Source organism: Vibrio sp. Vb0349 (assembly GCF_033338975.1).
On record NZ_JAWOTS010000015.1, the window covers coordinates 60,116 to 76,509 of the forward strand.

14 protein-coding genes are annotated in these 16,394 nt (G+C 44.7%); 5 read left to right on the forward strand and 9 right to left on the reverse strand.

Translation table 11 applies throughout. From position 1 onward, the window contains the following. Positions 1 to 2 precede the first annotated feature (2 nt). Together lolD and lolC are read right to left on the reverse strand one after the other, a co-directional pair. Positions 3 to 710: a lipoprotein-releasing ABC transporter ATP-binding protein LolD gene (gene lolD / locus R7Q47_RS16135; RefSeq protein ID WP_005378457.1), complete on the reverse strand. Its 708-nt coding sequence runs from the start codon at positions 708 to 710 to the stop codon at positions 3 to 5. Further along, positions 703 to 1,911 (reverse strand): lipoprotein-releasing ABC transporter permease subunit LolC, encoded by a 1,209-nt coding sequence (lolC, locus tag R7Q47_RS16140; protein WP_053349430.1) that lies wholly within the window; start codon positions 1,909 to 1,911, stop codon positions 703 to 705. Before lolC ends, lolD begins: the two co-directional genes overlap by 8 nt. A 249-nt stretch (positions 1,912 to 2,160) precedes the next feature. Between lolC and R7Q47_RS16145 the strand changes: the two genes are divergently transcribed. From R7Q47_RS16145 to R7Q47_RS16160, 4 genes are all read left to right on the forward strand, one after another. Next, positions 2,161 to 2,730 (forward strand): hypothetical protein, encoded by a 570-nt coding sequence (locus tag R7Q47_RS16145; protein ID WP_065274290.1) that lies wholly within the window; start codon positions 2,161 to 2,163, stop codon positions 2,728 to 2,730. Positions 2,731 to 2,735: 5 nt separating this feature from the next. Beyond that, positions 2,736 to 6,197: a transcription-repair coupling factor gene (gene mfd / locus R7Q47_RS16150; RefSeq protein ID WP_154204722.1), complete on the forward strand. Its 3,462-nt coding sequence runs from the start codon at positions 2,736 to 2,738 to the stop codon at positions 6,195 to 6,197. A 7-nt stretch (positions 6,198 to 6,204) separates the two neighbouring features. Continuing rightward, positions 6,205 to 6,972, forward strand: a complete 768-nt coding sequence (locus tag R7Q47_RS16155; RefSeq protein WP_195723107.1) for a peptidoglycan binding protein CsiV — start codon at positions 6,205 to 6,207, stop codon at positions 6,970 to 6,972. A gap of 160 nt (positions 6,973 to 7,132) precedes the next feature. Then, positions 7,133 to 7,681, forward strand: coding sequence for a GNAT family N-acetyltransferase (locus R7Q47_RS16160; RefSeq protein WP_005387823.1), 549 nt, complete (start codon positions 7,133 to 7,135; stop codon positions 7,679 to 7,681). A 75-nt stretch (positions 7,682 to 7,756) separates the two neighbouring features. Here the strand turns inward: R7Q47_RS16160 and R7Q47_RS16165 are convergent, their stop codons facing one another. From R7Q47_RS16165 to hinT, 7 genes are all read right to left on the reverse strand, one after another. After that, a complete protein-coding gene (locus tag R7Q47_RS16165) occupies positions 7,757 to 9,046 on the reverse strand; it encodes an NAD(P)/FAD-dependent oxidoreductase (RefSeq protein ID WP_005378463.1) in 1,290 nt (429 codons plus the stop codon). A 533-nt stretch (positions 9,047 to 9,579) separates the two neighbouring features. Beyond that, positions 9,580 to 10,122, reverse strand: coding sequence for an alpha/beta hydrolase YcfP (ycfP, locus tag R7Q47_RS16170; RefSeq protein ID WP_005378464.1), 543 nt, complete (start codon positions 10,120 to 10,122; stop codon positions 9,580 to 9,582). 75 nt (positions 10,123 to 10,197) lie between these two features. Further along, complete coding sequence (gene thiK / locus R7Q47_RS16175; protein ID WP_213901047.1) at positions 10,198 to 11,079, reverse strand: thiamine kinase; 882 nt, start codon at positions 11,077 to 11,079, stop codon at positions 10,198 to 10,200. 24 nt (positions 11,080 to 11,103) lie between these two features. After that, on the reverse strand, positions 11,104 to 11,694 hold the full coding sequence (lpoB, locus tag R7Q47_RS16180) for a penicillin-binding protein activator LpoB (protein WP_005378467.1): 591 nt from the start codon (positions 11,692 to 11,694) through the stop codon (positions 11,104 to 11,106). Positions 11,695 to 11,760: 66 nt separating this feature from the next. Beyond that, complete coding sequence (locus tag R7Q47_RS16185) at positions 11,761 to 12,153, reverse strand: YcfL family protein (protein WP_064353738.1); 393 nt, start codon at positions 12,151 to 12,153, stop codon at positions 11,761 to 11,763. Beyond that, complete coding sequence (locus R7Q47_RS16190) at positions 12,153 to 13,550, reverse strand: COG3014 family protein (protein ID WP_065274288.1); 1,398 nt, start codon at positions 13,548 to 13,550, stop codon at positions 12,153 to 12,155. Before R7Q47_RS16190 ends, R7Q47_RS16185 begins: the two co-directional genes overlap by 1 nt. Positions 13,551 to 13,619: 69 nt before the next feature. Further along, entirely contained in the window at positions 13,620 to 13,970 is a 351-nt protein-coding gene (gene hinT, locus R7Q47_RS16195; RefSeq protein WP_005378473.1) for a purine nucleoside phosphoramidase, read from the reverse strand. A 269-nt stretch (positions 13,971 to 14,239) separates the two neighbouring features. Between hinT and R7Q47_RS16200 the strand changes: the two genes are divergently transcribed. Further along, on the forward strand, positions 14,240 to 16,231 hold the full coding sequence (locus R7Q47_RS16200) for a methyl-accepting chemotaxis protein (RefSeq protein ID WP_318089257.1): 1,992 nt from the start codon (positions 14,240 to 14,242) through the stop codon (positions 16,229 to 16,231). Positions 16,232 to 16,394 lie beyond the last annotated feature (163 nt).

The following is a 16,394-nucleotide window of genomic DNA, read 5'->3' on the forward strand; positions in this document are numbered from 1 at the left end:
AACTAGCCCTCCGCAGATGCTGTATCAGTCACAAAACGATCTACGAGCAAACCATCTTGCATGTGCATTTGACGATCCATTTTTGCTGCCAGCTCTTTGTCATGCGTGACAACCAAAAATGCAATGTTTGACTCTTTATTGAGCTCGCGCATCAAATCATAGATAGACAGTGCCGTATTGTGATCTAAGTTCCCCGTAGGTTCATCAGCCAAGACCAGATCAGGTTTATTCACCAATGCACGCGCAATCGCAACACGCTGACGCTCACCGCCCGATAACTCGGAGGGTCTATGTTGCATCCGATGACTCAAACCAACTTTATCTAACAGCGCTTTAGCCGCCTGTTTTGCATCCGCTACTTTAGCACCGCCAATCATCAGTGGCATCGCCACATTTTCAAGCGCAGTAAAGTCAGCCAATAAGTGATGAAACTGGTATACAAAACCAAGGTGCTTGTTGCGTAATGCCGCCTGTTTGTTCGAGCTCAAAGCTGATAGGTTTTGCCCTAGAAAATCAACTTCACCATGAGTTGCGTCATCTAACGCACCTAAAATATGCAATAAGGTACTTTTTCCCGAACCAGAAGAGCCAACAATAGAAACCAACTCCCCTTTGTCGATATCGAAACTTACGCCTTTCAACACTTCCGTATCTAACGAACCCTCTCGGTAGACTTTACGAATATCACGACATTCTAATAGCTTATTCATAGCGAAGTGCCTCAGCAGGTTTAACAGAAGATGCTCGATAAGAAGGATAAAGCGTAGCAGCAAGGCTAAGAGCAATCGCCAATACCACCACTAAAAGAATTTGCAGTGAATCAATCAAGATGGGTAGATGACCACCAAAGCTGAATAGCGCCACACCAGCAGATTCAAGAATCGCATTTAGATTAAGTGACAAGATCACGCCCGCAGCGCCACCAACAATCGCGCCAATTACACCACTGCTTGCACCTTGCACCATGAAAATGGTCATCACTTGAGATTGAGTCATGCCTTGAGTTTTCAATATTGCGACTTCTGATTGTTTCTCCATTACCACCATGATTAAAGCGGAGATAATATTGAATGCAGCGACACCCACAATTAGACCTAGCATAAGTCCCATCATGTTCTTTTCCATTTTCACCGCTTGGAAAAGCTCACCACGCTGTTCGCGCCAATCACTCCATTGCCACCCATCAGGCATGGGTTGGTCAGCAAAATCCGTCACCATAAATGGGTCAGAGAAAAAGACACGCCAACCAGAAACCGTGTCTTTAGGGAAACGCATCAGCTTAGATGCATCCGTCATGTTCACAATCATTAATTGACCATCAACGTCCGATCCCGTATTGAAAATGCCTGAGACAGTAAAGTTTCGCTGGCTAGGAATACGGCCAAGTGGGGTAAACTGCGTTGCGTTGGTCACCATCAAGCGCACTTTATCCCCGATTGAGACCTTTAGTGAACGCGCCAAACTGTGACCCAAAAATACATTGTAGTCACCTGCTTGAAGTGACGATAATCGTCCGGCAATCAAATGGTTGCTAATCGGATCGCCTTTCTTAGGTTCAATACCGATGAGGTAACCAGCCGTCAGCTGTGCAGAACTCTGAATAACAGCCTCTCCTCTAACGATAGGCTCCGGCTGAGATTCACTCGACATCGCTTGAACAAATGGAGGGGCAGACTCGGTCATAGGCGTTTTTCCATCGTGTTGCGAAACCACGGCATGAGGTAGCACACCTAAAATGCGTTCTTTTAACTGCGATTCAAACCCGTTCATCACAGAAAGAACCGTCACCAACGCCATTACACCGATCGTAATACCCGCCGTCGACATATAAGAAACAAATCGGCTGAACCTATCTCCAGAGCGTCCCCGAAGATACCTTAAGCCAATAAACAATGAGATAGGATGATACATATAAGACAAACCAACTGGTTGTTTTGATATAAAGCTTTAGCGGATTATCTTACCTTACTCTTCTCATTAAGAAGACAAGAGAATCGCTAAATTTGTCAACGACATGCAATAAGTCTGTATTTAGGGCAAAAAGTTCAAGGACAAATCGGCTAAACTTGATAACTTCATTCAGTTAGCGATAATCAGTGCCCTATTTCTCTTTGTTTGTTGAGTGAGCAAGGAGCGCTCACTGGCAAAAGGATCGACTATATGACAGAGCAAGAATACTTTACCGTCCATCATAACCTCACCATCAACGTCGAAACGTTGAGTGCGGACTTTGCTTTGCCAGATGAAGAAACATTTGCCTCCGAAATTCCAGCACCATTTATTGTCGCCAGTGAATTTAGTCACTTAGATATGTTGGCAGACAACGCGCGTCTAGGGCTGAAAAACAAAGAGTTAAAGCATGTGATCAACTTGCTTGATACGCAAAACGCGAAACTTAACCTCTTGTTGAGCTTTATGCTTTCACAACAAGATGACGCCTCCATTCGATATCAAACGACGCAGTTTGGTGCTAGTCAACTCAGTTTCCGCTCAGATACAGCGTTAACTACTCAACAACTCGTTCGTGTTAAACTGTTCCTCGATCACCCTGCTGCGGCGATTTACTGTTACGCTCAAGTAGAAGAATGTGATGCTTCAGAGCAAGATTTCATTATCACGCTTAGATACAAGATGCTCCGAGAATCTGATCAAGATTTACTGATAAAGGCGGCACTGTATCAACAACAAAAACTTTTACGTCAGCGCTCGATGGAGCGAGATAAAAAATAATTCCTATGACAAAAGCAACGATTCTTTCCGTCACAAACCCTTCAGAGCGTGGCGACAAAAAACAGCTAGGTAATTTGCCGGGCGCAGCTCTACCTCTAGCCATTGCAGAGCTGGCCAAGCAGCATTCGAGTCACTCGCTACTCGTTGTGCCTGACCCGCAAATCGCTTTAAAGCTTCAGGCAGAGATTGAGCAATTCACCGACCAAACGGTAAGCCTGTTCCCCGACTGGGAAACGCTGCCTTACGATAACTTTTCTCCGCATCAAGAAATCATCTCTGAACGTATCGCACGCCTATACCAACTGCCAAGTCAACGTGATGGCATAACCATCGTCCCGGTCAGTACAGTATTGCAACGCCAATCGCCACGTGATTTTCTGTTGCAACACACTTTAATGGTGAAAACTGGTGATCGAATCTCGCTAAAGAAGTTACGTGTACAACTTGAAAATTCAGGCTACCGCCATGTAGATCAAGTATTTGGGCCAGGTGAATATGCAAGTCGTGGGTCTATTCTGGATCTCTTTCCTATGGGCAGCAATGACCCGTACCGCATCGACTTCTTTGATGATGAAATAGATACCATTCGCACGTTTGATCCAGAGAACCAACGCTCTATCGACGATATTCAGCAAATCCAATTGCTGCCTGCACATGAGTTCCCAACCACTAAAGAAGCGATTGAAGATTTCCGTACACGTTGGCGCACCCAGTTCGACGCACGCCGCGAGCCTGAATCAATCTACATGCAAGTGACCAAAGGCACGTGGCCCGCTGGTATTGAGTATTGGCAGCCGCTGTTTTTTGACCATACCGAGACTTTATTTGAATATTTGCCAGAAGACTCTCAAGTCATCACATATGGTGATATCGAATCTGCGGTCGATACTTTCTTAACCGATGTCGAATATCGATACGACCAGAAAAAAGTTGATCCGCTGCGTCCTCTTTTGACTCCTGAACAGCTTTGGTTGAAAAAAGACGAACTTTTCAGTCAACTAAAACAGCTCCCTATCGCTCAATTGAGCCTAGATAAAGTGGTTAAGCGTGCCGGTCGTCAAAACCTACCCGTACAATCGTTAGCCGAGCTTGGCGTTCAGCAACAAAACAAAGAGCCGCTCTCGCGCCTTCGTCAGTTTAGTGAACAATTCAGCGGAAAAATCGTTTTCTCGGTAGAGTCAGAAGGTCGTCGTGAAGCACTAACGGAGCTGTTGCAAGGCATCAAAGTTCGGCCAGTCGTACATGGCTCACTTTACCAAGCTCTAGACTCAGGTGATCGATTCAGCTTGATCTTAGGCGCAGCAGAGCATGGTTTCATTCACGAAGAGCTGAACTTCGCTCTGATCTGTGAAAGTGATCTACTTGGTGACCGTGTTATCCAGCGACGCCGCAAAGATAAAAAAGCCGTCAACAGTGACACCGTTATTCGCCACCTTGCGGAGTTAAAACCCGGTCAACCTGTGGTTCATATTGATCACGGTATTGGTCGCTACATCGGTTTACAAACACTTGAAGCCGGTGGCATGAAAACGGAATACGTCACCCTTGAGTATCAAAACGATGCCAAGCTCTACGTGCCAGTTTCATCACTGAATCTTATCAGCCGTTATTCTGGCGGCGCTGAAGAGAATGCGCCACTGCATAAATTAGGTGGTGAAGCGTGGGCAAAAGCACGTCGTAAAGCGGCAGAAAAAGTGCGTGATGTCGCGGCAGAATTGCTGGATGTGTATGCAAAACGAGAATTAAAACCTGGCTTCAAATTTGAGCTAGATCGTGGGCAATACGCAACATTTAAAGCAACATTCCCGTTTGAAGAAACAGATGACCAAGCGATGGCCATCAATGCCGTATTGTCAGACATGTGCCAGGCAAAAGCGATGGATCGCTTAGTGTGTGGTGACGTGGGCTTTGGTAAAACGGAAGTCGCTATGCGCGCAGCATTTGTCGCAACGGATAACAGTAAACAGGTCGCCGTACTCGTACCAACAACCTTGCTTGCTCAGCAGCATTTCGAAAACTTCCGTGACCGTTTTGCCAACTTACCAATCCGAGTTGAAGTACTGTCTCGTTTTAAATCTGCCAAAGAACAAAAAGTCATTCTGCAAGACGTTGCCGATGGTAAAGTCGATATTGTCGTTGGTACGCATAAGCTGCTTTCGAGCGACATTAAATTCAAAGATTTAGGTTTGTTGATCGTTGATGAGGAACACCGCTTTGGGGTTCGTCAAAAAGAAAAAGTCAAAGCAATGCGTGCGGATGTGGACATTCTTACCCTCACCGCAACACCAATTCCACGCACACTGAATATGGCAATGAGTGGCATGCGAGACCTGTCGATCATCGCGACACCTCCTGCACGCCGTTTAGCCATTAAAACCTTTGTTCGACAAAAAGAAGAGCCAGTGGTCCGTGAAGCGGTACTGCGTGAAATTATGCGTGGTGGTCAGGTTTACTTCCTGCACAATCAGGTTGAAACCATTGAAAAAACGGCAGAAGACTTACAGAAACTCATCCCAGAGGCACGCATTACCGTGGCTCATGGTCAAATGCGCGAGCGCGAACTTGAGCGAATCATGAATGACTTCTACCATCAGCGCTTTAATGTGTTGGTGTGTACAACCATCATCGAAACCGGTATCGACGTACCAACGGCAAATACCATAATCATGGATCGTGCGGACAATCTTGGCTTGGCGCAGTTGCATCAATTGCGTGGCCGTGTTGGACGTTCACACCATCAGGCCTATGCTTACTTATTAACGCCACATCCAAAAGCCATGACCAAAGATGCCATCAAGCGTCTTGATGCGATTGCTTCACTGGAAGACTTAGGTGCTGGCTTTACGTTAGCAACCCACGATTTAGAAATCCGTGGTGCTGGTGAGCTGCTTGGTGATGAGCAAAGTGGGCAAATTCAATCCGTTGGTTTTACACTTTATATGGAAATGCTGGAACAAGCAGTGCAAGCATTAAAAGAAGGCAAGGAGCCATCTTTGGATGAGCTGCTTCGTGAGCAAACTGAAGTGGAAATGCGAATCCCAGCGCTCTTACCAGATGATTACATTCCGGATGTAAACACACGACTGTCGATGTACAAACGCATTGCGAGTGTCACAAGCAGTGATGAACTATCAGAGCTAAAAGTGGAGCTGATTGATCGCTTTGGTTTGCTTCCAGACGCAACAAAGAACTTACTTGCCGTCTCAGAATTGAAAATTTCGGCTGGTAGTTTAAAAGCGAAAAAGATAGAAGCCCATGATAAAGGTGGATTTATCGAGTTTTACCCTGATGCTGACATAAATCCAGCGTATTTAGTTAAACTGCTGCAATCACAGCCGCAAAAATTTGCAATGGAAGGTCCAACTAAGTTCAAGTTTAGCGTACCATTGGTGGACCGACGTAAACGCATTCAGTTTGTTCAAGACTTACTGAATGATTTTAAACAGAATTTATTACCAACGAGCTAATAGTCGAATGAGAATACTGATCCCGTTATTGCTTCTATGTGTCTCAATGCCCTCTTGGGCACAGCGCCAATTTGATATTGAAGTGATCATTTTCAAGCGAGCAGTCGACGCTGAAAGCACAGCAGAATCTTGGCCGAATCAACTGCCAAAAATCGATATGGAAAATGTCGGTAGCCTAGAGAGTGAATCCTACCGCCGCTCTAAAGGCGTGACACTTTTGCCAAGTTCTTCTTTCCGTCTCAACGCGCAAGAAGCGGCACTAAATAATCATGCCGGCTTTAAAGTGCTTAAACACGTAGCCTGGCGTCAAGGTGACCGAGGTAAATCTAGCGCCCCAATTTTCCGCATCGTTGGCGGGCGAGATTTCTCTGATTCTTATCAAGCAGATGGCCGCCCAATCAATGGCAATCAAACATTTTCCAGCGACGGTTACAGTGAAGAGACGGTCAATGGTCCTTTATATGAACTAGATGGTCGATTCCAAATATACGTACAGCATTACCTCTTCGCCGAAACAACACTAGATCTGCGCGAACCAAGTGTTAGAGAGGTGCGTTTTGAACCAACCTCAACTGAGCAATTGGCGGATGACTTAGGTGAAGTAGATGGTAACGTCCAAGTCGGTAACTTGGCAGAAATATCGCCGACAGTAACCGAAGAGAAATTCCTGAAGAGTTATCGAATGGATCAAAAACGTCGTATGCGTAGCAGCGAGACTCATTACCTAGATAACCCGTTGATGGGTATGATCATTCAAGTTCGTCGGGTTCGATAAGCACGAGCGGTTCGACAAAGCGCAGCAAAGCTGCGCTTTGTTTTTATCTGCTATACCTCAGTTATTCCTAACCAACGCAGAGCAAGGAAAATAGCTGCGTTCAAGTATAAATAGACAGCTTTCAATTTACTTACACTCAACATGGAAGTCGTATTAGTTCATGAGTCCAGACTTTGAAATCATTGCGCCCCGCTTAGCGCTCAAGCTCATCCCTGCTGAAGAAGCACATTCACTACAACGATTACTTGCAGAATCCCCTTCGCTGCACCAATGGCTTGACTGGTGTGATAAAAACGTCACATTGAAAACCGCGCAGGACTTTCTGTTGGCAACCCGTCTTAACTGGGTCAAAACTGAGGCTTTTGGTTTCGGTATCTATGAGCGGCAAAGTAACACTTTGGTTGGAATGGCAGCGGTTAATGAGTTATATCATACGTTTAATATGGCGAGTATTGGTTACTGGGTTGCCGACCGCTATCAACGGCAAGGCTATGCCCAAGAAGCCGTTAAAGCCTTAGCAGAATTCTGCTTCGCAAAGCTAAGTTTAACTCGACTAGAGATTGTTTGTGACCCCGACAACGAAGCTAGCCAAGCCTTAATTGAGTCCGTCGGTGCACAAAAAGAAGCCATCGCCAGAAACCGGTTTATTTTTCAGGGTAAGCCTAAAGATGGCGTTGTGTTCTCACTTTTACCGACAGATCTAACATAAAAAAAAGCCACCGACTTGCGGTGGCTTCTGCATTTTTTAAGATACAACACATCCACACAGAGTGGATTTAAAACCTTAGTGCAGCTTAAGGTTTGGACGCAGCACGCGATTAATGCGGCCGACGAGCATCATCAGACCGGTTTTGAATACACCGTGCAACGCCATTAGGTGCATGCGATACAATGAGATGTAAACGACACGAGCAATACGGCCTTCTACCATCATCGACCCTTTAGTTAGGTTCCCCATCAGACTACCAACGGTTGAGAAGCGACTTAGAGACACTAATGAACCGTGATCTTTATATACATAGTCTTTCAACTCGCGCCCGTTGATCTTCGCGACGATGTTACTAAATGCCTGGCTTGCCATTTGGTGTGCAGCTTGAGCGCGTGGCGGCACGAACGAACCGTCAGACTGGGTGCATTGTGCTAAGTCACCAATAACAAAGATGTCATCATCTCGTGTTGTCTGTAGTGTGTTTTTCACTACAAGCTGATTGATACGGTTCGTTTCTAAGCCAGCGATATCTTTAATAAAGTCTGGAGCTTTGATACCTGCAGCCCAAACCATGATTTGAGCTGGGATTTTCTCACCATCTTTTGTAGTAAGGCCATCTTTTTCAGCTTTAGTCACCATAGTGGCGGTGCGCACGTTTACGCCCAACTTCACCAACTCTTGATGAGCAGCAGAAGAAATACGTGGAGGTAACGCTGGTAAAATACGCTCACCTGCTTCAATCAGATTGACGTTCAACTTGCTAGAATCAAGATCACCGAAGCCATAAGTGCGCAGCTCTTTAACAGCATTATGTAACTCAGCTGATAGTTCAACGCCAGTTGCACCAGCACCAACAATCGCAATATCGACCGTACCGTTACCGTTTTTCGCGTGCAGCTTTAGGAACTCGTTGTTCATTTCTGTACGGAAACGGTGTGCTTGCTCAGGGCTGTCTAGGAAAATACAGTTTTCACGAACGCCAGGCGTATTGAAGTCGTTTGATGTCGAGCCAATCGCCATCACTAGAATGTCGTATTCTAGCTCACGGCTTGGCATAAGAAGTTCACCGTGTTCGTCTTTAAGCTCACTTAAGATGATAACTTTACGTTCACGGTCGATGTCTTGAAGACTACCCATTTGGAAGTCGAAGCTGTGGTTTTTTGCATGAGCTCGATAGCTCAGTGCATCTACTCCTTCGTCCAAAGAACCTGTAGCAACCTCATGCAATAATGGCTTCCACAAGTGGCTCGCTTTTCGATCGACTAGCGTAATTTGCGCACGGTTTTTGCGACCTAGAGTTCGACCAAGCTTAGTTGCCAACTCAAGACCACCTGCACCGCCGCCTACAACGATAATGCGTGTCACAATGATTTTCCTCTACAAAAATGAATATATGGGGTTCAGCTCGATGCATGACTCACAAACATTTGTGGCATCCATCCAACCGATGAATTCTTGGTTCTTAGAGGTGTCTCAATTACTTGGATTAAAAAACTGCCACTCACCTTGATTCTTTATCTATCAATGACTTGTCAGGGTTTGGCATGTTTATCTGGTACGCATACGACGCCAGAATTTTTTGGGCAAGTTTATTACTCGCTCTCAATTTTTTTTGATATTTATCAAATTATTTTAGTCCGGTTCATTATATAGAGACCAACTTTGAAGGCAACCAAAATCCGTGTAACGAGTACGGATTGACTACTTTTCGACTACTCTACAACAAGGTGTTCGTGCTACATAGGAGGTAAGTAAGAAAACGGTAAGGAGAACACAATATTCAAAGCGTTAAACCAAGAAAATGTGCCTTTCAAAGAGACAGTGGCTCGGCATACTCAAGAGAAGGAATCGCAGCAAAGCAGCCGATAAAAACGCCGCTTTACTGTCTACACTCAACATTAGTAAGTATTTTTAAATGCCTTTATCGCTTGTAAATGATGAGAGATTTTTTTGAACTTATGAGACTGAGTTTCATCCCAAATGATTTGATAGTGTTTTTCTAACTCAGCTGCCGTTTTCGAATTGTCATGCACTTCATCATCTTTAGAGAGAATCACTAAGCAGTGCGCTTGATTTTTCGCTCGGAACTGATCAACACATTTTGTTGCGATATCTTCATACTCTTCTGGGCGATCGATTCGACCAGCCATCGTTTTTTCTGGGTGCAAGTTCGGGTTGAACATCACTTGCTTGATACCGCATAGAAAACCAATTCGCTCAGACCAGTAACCACCTAAACCTACCCCACAGATTAACGGGTTTGGGTCATCAGATTGATCGATAACTTTAGACACTTCTTTTAACAAGTGTTGCATGTCGTGCTTTGGGTGAAGGGTGCTGTAATTGATAAAACGAACGTCGTCGTCGATAAATTGCAGTTGAAGAACTTTTTCGTGGTTACCCGGGCTTGTGCTGTCAAAGCCGTGTAAGTAAATAATCATCTGTACCTCTCCCTGTGTGTATCTGGTACTTTTATTAAAACTACCACTATTTCCTTACTGTTAAAGGGGAAAATATCACGAGTTCTCAAAACAGTGATCTTCCATACACAATGAGCCTTTCAACTCATACGCACTGTTTAAGTATTGTTCATCTCCCCACAATTTATAGGCAAGTAGATACCAGAGCATCGCCATCACCAAGGTTCTTGGTTGCCAAGCGTGTACACCTCTCAGCCAAAGAGACACATCTTCGATACCTCGAAGTTGGCAATACTGCTTTACCGCTTCTTCCACAGGCGCATTCGCGACCTGAATAGTTAAGGTCAAATCAAGCCTAGGGTCAGCAATCCCGGCATACTCCCAATCAATGACTTTCACCCCACTCTCCCCTCGCACTAGGTTGTAACACCCCAAATCGAAGTGACATAGGGCCAGCGGAACAGGTGCAACGTTCGGTTCCGTGCGCCACTTCATGTACAAAGCCTCAAACTCCGTCCCCACATACTGACCACCAAGCTCAAGCCAATAATGATCGATGCGAGAAATATATGAAAATGGAACCAAAGGAATTGCGCTTATCGGATATTGATGAATCTTCGCCGCAATGGATAATAAATTGCTTAGTGCTAAGCCTGACTCCGTCAGAGCCTCTCCTTCTATCCATTCCACCAGCAACCCTTGCTCATGAATAAAAACTGGCTTGGGGCCAATTTCCAATGAAGAGACTGCATTCAGCACTTGATATTCACTGTGACGAGAAATTGAAAAAGCCTTGCAGACATGACTGGTCGGTCGCCAGATGTATGCAAGGCCTTGAGAAGATTCCAACCGCCAACAACGGTTGGTGAGCCCCCCGGTAACAGTTTGTACTTTTACCGGAGGCTCCGTAAAGAAGCCATCGAGAGCGTTAAGACTCGGATCTAACTGTTTTGCTTGTTGCCAAGAAAACCATGCCATTGATGACTTCTCCACCCTGTTCGATTAAAGACCGAATAGGCTCTTAGATTGCGCTTTACGAATTTCAGTTTCATCCGCCCACTCAATCAAACCTGTTTCTAGGTCCATTAGGCGCATGGTCATCTTGTAGTATACATCTTTATCGCTACCTGCATTTTTCACAATGCTAGATAGGTTGCCGTAAAGCATGTATTGAGCACCAACCATTTTACCAAATTGGATCGCTGTGCTTTGGTTAACAAGCTCATCCGTATTTTGGAAGTTAAGTTGTTCACGCACAGACTCAACACGATCCATATCAACAAAACGGAACTTACCTGAGTTCAACATCTTAGTAGAGATCGTGTCAGTAATGGATTCAGTGTCAATATGTTCACTGGTTTTGTTCTTAATTCGCTCAACAAAAACGATAGGACGTTGGTCACGAGTAATTGCTGCTACAGAGCCCGACATCATCATGCTATCCACCATTTCAGCCGCGATTTTTTGTAAATCTGTTGAGCCAAAATCGATAGTCGTGGTTTCTGTTGCTTGCGCATCGCCGTAAGAGACTTTGTTAGAACAGCCACCTAAAATGACGGCAAGACCTAAAAGAGCAATAATACTTTTTTTCATGAGAGTTCCTTAGTTTTTCAATACCAGCGCATCGTTAGCGCGGCAGCTTCGGCAGAGCCGTTAAGATTAATCGTCTTGTGCTTCTCTAATTTGCACACGGAATTTTGTGCCATTTGGATTCACAGTAACTTCAGATAACGTGACTTGCTCAAATCCGCGCACAATCATTTTTCGCCACGGACCAGGTTTGGTATTCACTTCTAAACCATTGTTGTCATACCAATAAAATCGGTAAAGAATGTGCTGATCACCTTTGTAATTGCTACTCAGCAGCACGACTCCTCGTGGGCGATCATCAACGTAAGTGGTGGTGATGTTGTCAACTAATAAGCGACTACCTAAAACGTTATCATTAAAAAATACTTTTTGCGTTTGGCCATCAATTCGAATACCAGCCGTGTTTTCGGCGCATCCAACTAAACCAATAGCCATTGCTAAACAAACAAGCCATGCTTTCATTACAGTCTCCCTAGCTGTTTATGCCACACGGTTGAGTGTGCTCCCTGACGAGATACCCATACCAATGTAGTCTGCTGTGCAGGCACTTCAAACTGATAGGTTTGATCACCCAAGTTTAAACTTTGTGTTCCCGGTTTCACGATTTTTGAAGCCGTTTTCACTTGCGCTGGCAATGTTTGCCAACTTCTTGTATCTGGCTGTTCGGTCAATGTGTTCCATACATTGAAAAGTATGTTGCCTACATCATCGCCTTTTTTCGCCGCCTCTTTTCGGATTCGATCTTTTGCCCAAACACGAAGAGCTTGACGGATCACTATTGTAGTAAGACGTTCATTAAGATCGTTTTGCGCCATCGCATTAACATCAGTCAGCGTACTGGAAGGCAATATCTGACCATTTAAAACAACATCGCTAAAACGTTGAGCACCTCGGTTCTGATAATAAGGAAGCGCCAACGAATAAATCGCGCCATTATCGCGACTGTCGTAAATTGGTAAATCAATACGCCACCCTTTCATCGCCTCAACAACACCCTGCTCATCAATAACGATGACTCGCCCTTGTGACTGAGTTAATCCAGAAGGTGCTTTACCATACCGCTTCTCTAGCATGCGCAAGTCTTCACGCATGCCCAGCTTCTTAGCAGCGTATAAGGTGCTTTCCACAACTTGCTTGTTGTCTGGCATTACAGCGAGTGCTCGTCGGTAATCAACATAAGCACTGTTTAAGTCTCGCGACGCTTCATATAACAAGCCAGAAAGATAGAACAGATAACCATTTTGTACCGCGCTTAGTTTTTTACCAGCATCAGGGTAGTTCGCTAACACACTGCCTAAATTGGCAGACATGCCTTGCTTGTTAAGGTCTTTCTCTGCTGCTTTTAGCTCTTTTTCACGCGCCTTTCTTGCTGCTTCCTGAACTTGATTAGCTCGACGCACTTCAACTAGTGCCCCTTCTAAATCGTTTTTCTGTAAGTAATTTAGTCCTAGATACAGGTGCAAAAAGCCAAGTTCGTAATCGGCGGGATGATAGTCTTGGAGATTGTCGTTCACTGCGAGAGAGCCGACGCTCGTTGCCGTGTCTGACACAGATATCGTCGCACGATCTTGTTGAACACGTACAGCACGATCGCTGCTTTCTAGCGCATTTAAACTTGTTAGGTAATCTTCAGCAAGAAAAGAGATACGACCTTTTTCAAAATTGCCAAGTATCTCGCCACCCACTTCACTTGATTGAAGTTGTTTTGCTTTGGCATATTCCCCTGCAACAACGGCTTGATAAACTTCTTGATTCTGGTTGCTGTAATGGCTAAACAGATTGCCCGCAGATAAATTCGCGCAGCCAGAGGCCATTAAAGCCCAGCTCATCAGCCCTAACAGCTTTACACCTAGTTTCACATTTATCTCCACAAATGTGTCATTCGACAGGAAAAAGAAGTGGGTGAATCACCACCCACTTTTAAAAGCTTAGCTCAATACCATTGGACCTAGAGGGCGGCCGCCTAGTAGGTGCATGTGAATATGGTAAACCTCTTGGCCACCATGTGGATTACAATTAACGATCAGGCGATAGCCGTCTTCAGCAATACCTTCTTCTTTCGCTAACTTTCTAGCAACAGTGAACAAACGCCCCATCATTGCTTCATCTTCAGCTTCTACATCATTCGTTGTTGGGATCAGTTTATTCGGAATAATGAGAATATGGCTTGGTGTGCGAGGGTTAATGTCGCGAAACGCAGTCACCAAATCATCTTGATAAAGGATATCGGCAGGGATTTCCTTGCGAATAATTTTACTAAAGATCGTTTCTTCCGCCATGAGGACTCCATTTTATAAACGTAATTAGACCCCAATTAGTATGCGCCAACCAAAAGCGGAGCTCAATAAAAACAGTGTTCACTTAACATTATTAATCAAATGCTAATTAACGAAGCTTTTTTTGTCGTGTGCGTCATAAAATGCGCGTCACAAACTGAATACAATCCAATGAATTTTGTTACTTTTTTAAGACAATTATTATTTTTATACCCAAGTAAACTCAAAAATGCTTGGGTAGCTTGTCTATTTTTGGGAGAGGAAGCTCACTTATGCGAGGTTCAGTTATTAAAAGGATGTATGCCGGCTTTGCACTGATCATCATCCTATTTGCCGTCACAATTGCCATTATGATGGGAGGAATGAGTGCTATTCACGGAAAATTTGGCACGGTTTCTAAATCATCCCTACCGTTGGTATCGTTATCTAATCAAACCAGTGTTGAGCTGCTTTCTGCCGACAAATCATTTAAAGACTTCCTGACAACAGAGAATAAACAACGCATGGATGAAATGCGTCAGGAATTTGCTAGATCTCAACAGCGCTTCGAATCCACATTGGCTCAACTGAAAACCGCAAGCCAAATCTACCCTTCTCTTGCCGAACCGTTTTCAGAGTTAAAAACGTTAGAGCAGAGCTATTTTACAGAAGCTCTAGAGGCCATGGACAACTACGAAGCAATGTTCGCGGCTCAAGAAGAAGTGCAAAAATCCTCACGCCGCTTCCAAAAACTGAATACCGAACTTTCGGTTGGTCTTAAAGAATATGTGGCAGATCAAACCAGCATTTCTGTCAAAGTCATGGCAAAGAGCTACTTTATCAAGTTAAAAGATGCCGAAGTAATTACCTCTGATGCCCTCGCCAGTTCCAACCCTGAGTTTGTTACGCAAGCCGTAGCTAAAAACCGCAAAGCAGTAACGCACTTGAATTACGCATTCCGCGGGTTGGTGACTCAGCTTCCTGAGCTAGAAAAAGCATTTGGCGAATCTGTAGAGCAATTTACTCGTGACGTCGGTATGCGTGGCGGTGTGCTAGACCAACATAATAATTACCTCAATGCTCGCGCCGCTTTGTATAACAATATCGCCAACCTAGCAAATAAAGTGGATTCAACCATGGCGATTCTTGAGCAATTTACGACAACCGCAACAGATAAGCTCAATGAATCATTGGCAGATGCAGGTGACATATATTCGGCCGGTGTAACGAAAGCCATCATCATTGGCGTTATTGTCGTTTTACTCGCGACAGCGATTGGCTACCACATCGCACAAAGCGTTCGCGAGCCGTTGACTCGTATTCTAAAAGTGTTAGAAGGCCTGACTGAAGGTGATATGACACAGCGTATCGATATTCGCTATAACAACGAATTCAGCCGTGTGAGTGGACACATTAACTCACTCGCCGACAACCTTCACGAGATCTTGGTGAAACTCAACGAAGCGTCAGAAAACCTATCGTCAACCGCGACAACCAACGAACGCACCTCTTCGCAAGCACAAATTAAATTGAGCTCTCAACGCGAACAAACGGCAAACGTCGCTACCGCGATGACAGAAATGTCTCATTCAGTGCAGGAAGTCGCGCAAAGTGCGCAAGGCTCGCTAGAAATGGTGCAACGCGTCGAATCTGCCTCTGAAGAAGGCAGAAATGTTATGAGCAGTAACATCTCAACCATTAATCAACTAGAAACACGTTTGAACGAATCGGTCTCCGCAGTTTCTGAGCTACAAAAGATGAGTGGTCAAATTGGGTCTATCCTTGATGTGATCCGCAACATTGCGGAGCAAACCAACCTACTGGCATTGAACGCGGCAATTGAAGCGGCTCGCGCTGGTGAACAAGGTCGCGGCTTCGCGGTAGTGGCAGATGAAGTACGAGTACTCGCATCAAGAACGACTCAATCAACCACTGAAATTGAATCTATGATCAGTAATCTGCAATCTAGCTCACAATCGGCAAACCAAGTCATACAAAGCTGTATGAGCGATATGGAGATGTCGGTTGAGCAAGCGTCAAAAGCGAACAGCTCAATGGAAGAAATCCAGGCGCTAATCATTGAGATCAGCCAAATGAGTACGCACATTTCACAAGCAGCAGCAGAGCAAAGTGAAACATCAACAGACATTGCTCGCAGCATTGAAGATATTAACAACATCGCCGATGAAAGTTTCCAAGCCATGTCGAGTATCGCACAAACCAGTGAGTCACTGACCCACTTGGCTCATCAGCAAAATGAATTGGTCCACCGCTTTAAGTTATAAATACTTTATAATTAAGAGCATTAATTAGTGCAATCAACTGTATAAGGGCGACTTTTTGTTAAGTCGCCCTTGTTTTTTGTCGGCCATGTCTACATATGATTAATAAGGCCAGCTCATCCCCTTGCACAACTCTTTTCGAGCGGCCTCATAAAAAGGAAAATCT

Coding starts and splice junctions, on each gene's coding strand:
- R7Q47_RS16200 (WP_318089257.1), top strand. CDS start 14,240: ATGCGAGGTTCAGTTATTAAAAGGATGTATGCCGGCTTTGCACTGATC.
- mfd (WP_154204722.1), top strand. CDS start 2,736: ATGACAAAAGCAACGATTCTTTCCGTCACAAACCCTTCAGAGCGTGGC.
- R7Q47_RS16145 (WP_065274290.1), top strand. CDS start 2,161: ATGACAGAGCAAGAATACTTTACCGTCCATCATAACCTCACCATCAAC.
- R7Q47_RS16185 (WP_064353738.1), bottom strand. CDS start 12,153: ATGAAAGCATGGCTTGTTTGTTTAGCAATGGCTATTGGTTTAGTTGGA.
- hinT (WP_005378473.1), bottom strand. CDS start 13,970: ATGGCGGAAGAAACGATCTTTAGTAAAATTATTCGCAAGGAAATCCCT.
- ycfP (WP_005378464.1), bottom strand. CDS start 10,122: ATGATTATTTACTTACACGGCTTTGACAGCACAAGCCCGGGTAACCAC.
- thiK (WP_213901047.1), bottom strand. CDS start 11,079: ATGGCATGGTTTTCTTGGCAACAAGCAAAACAGTTAGATCCGAGTCTT.
- R7Q47_RS16155 (WP_195723107.1), top strand. CDS start 6,205: ATGAGAATACTGATCCCGTTATTGCTTCTATGTGTCTCAATGCCCTCT.
- lolC (WP_053349430.1), bottom strand. CDS start 1,911: ATGTATCATCCTATCTCATTGTTTATTGGCTTAAGGTATCTTCGGGGA.
- lolD (WP_005378457.1), bottom strand. CDS start 710: ATGAATAAGCTATTAGAATGTCGTGATATTCGTAAAGTCTACCGAGAG.
- R7Q47_RS16160 (WP_005387823.1), top strand. CDS start 7,133: ATGAGTCCAGACTTTGAAATCATTGCGCCCCGCTTAGCGCTCAAGCTC.
- lpoB (WP_005378467.1), bottom strand. CDS start 11,694: ATGAAAAAAAGTATTATTGCTCTTTTAGGTCTTGCCGTCATTTTAGGT.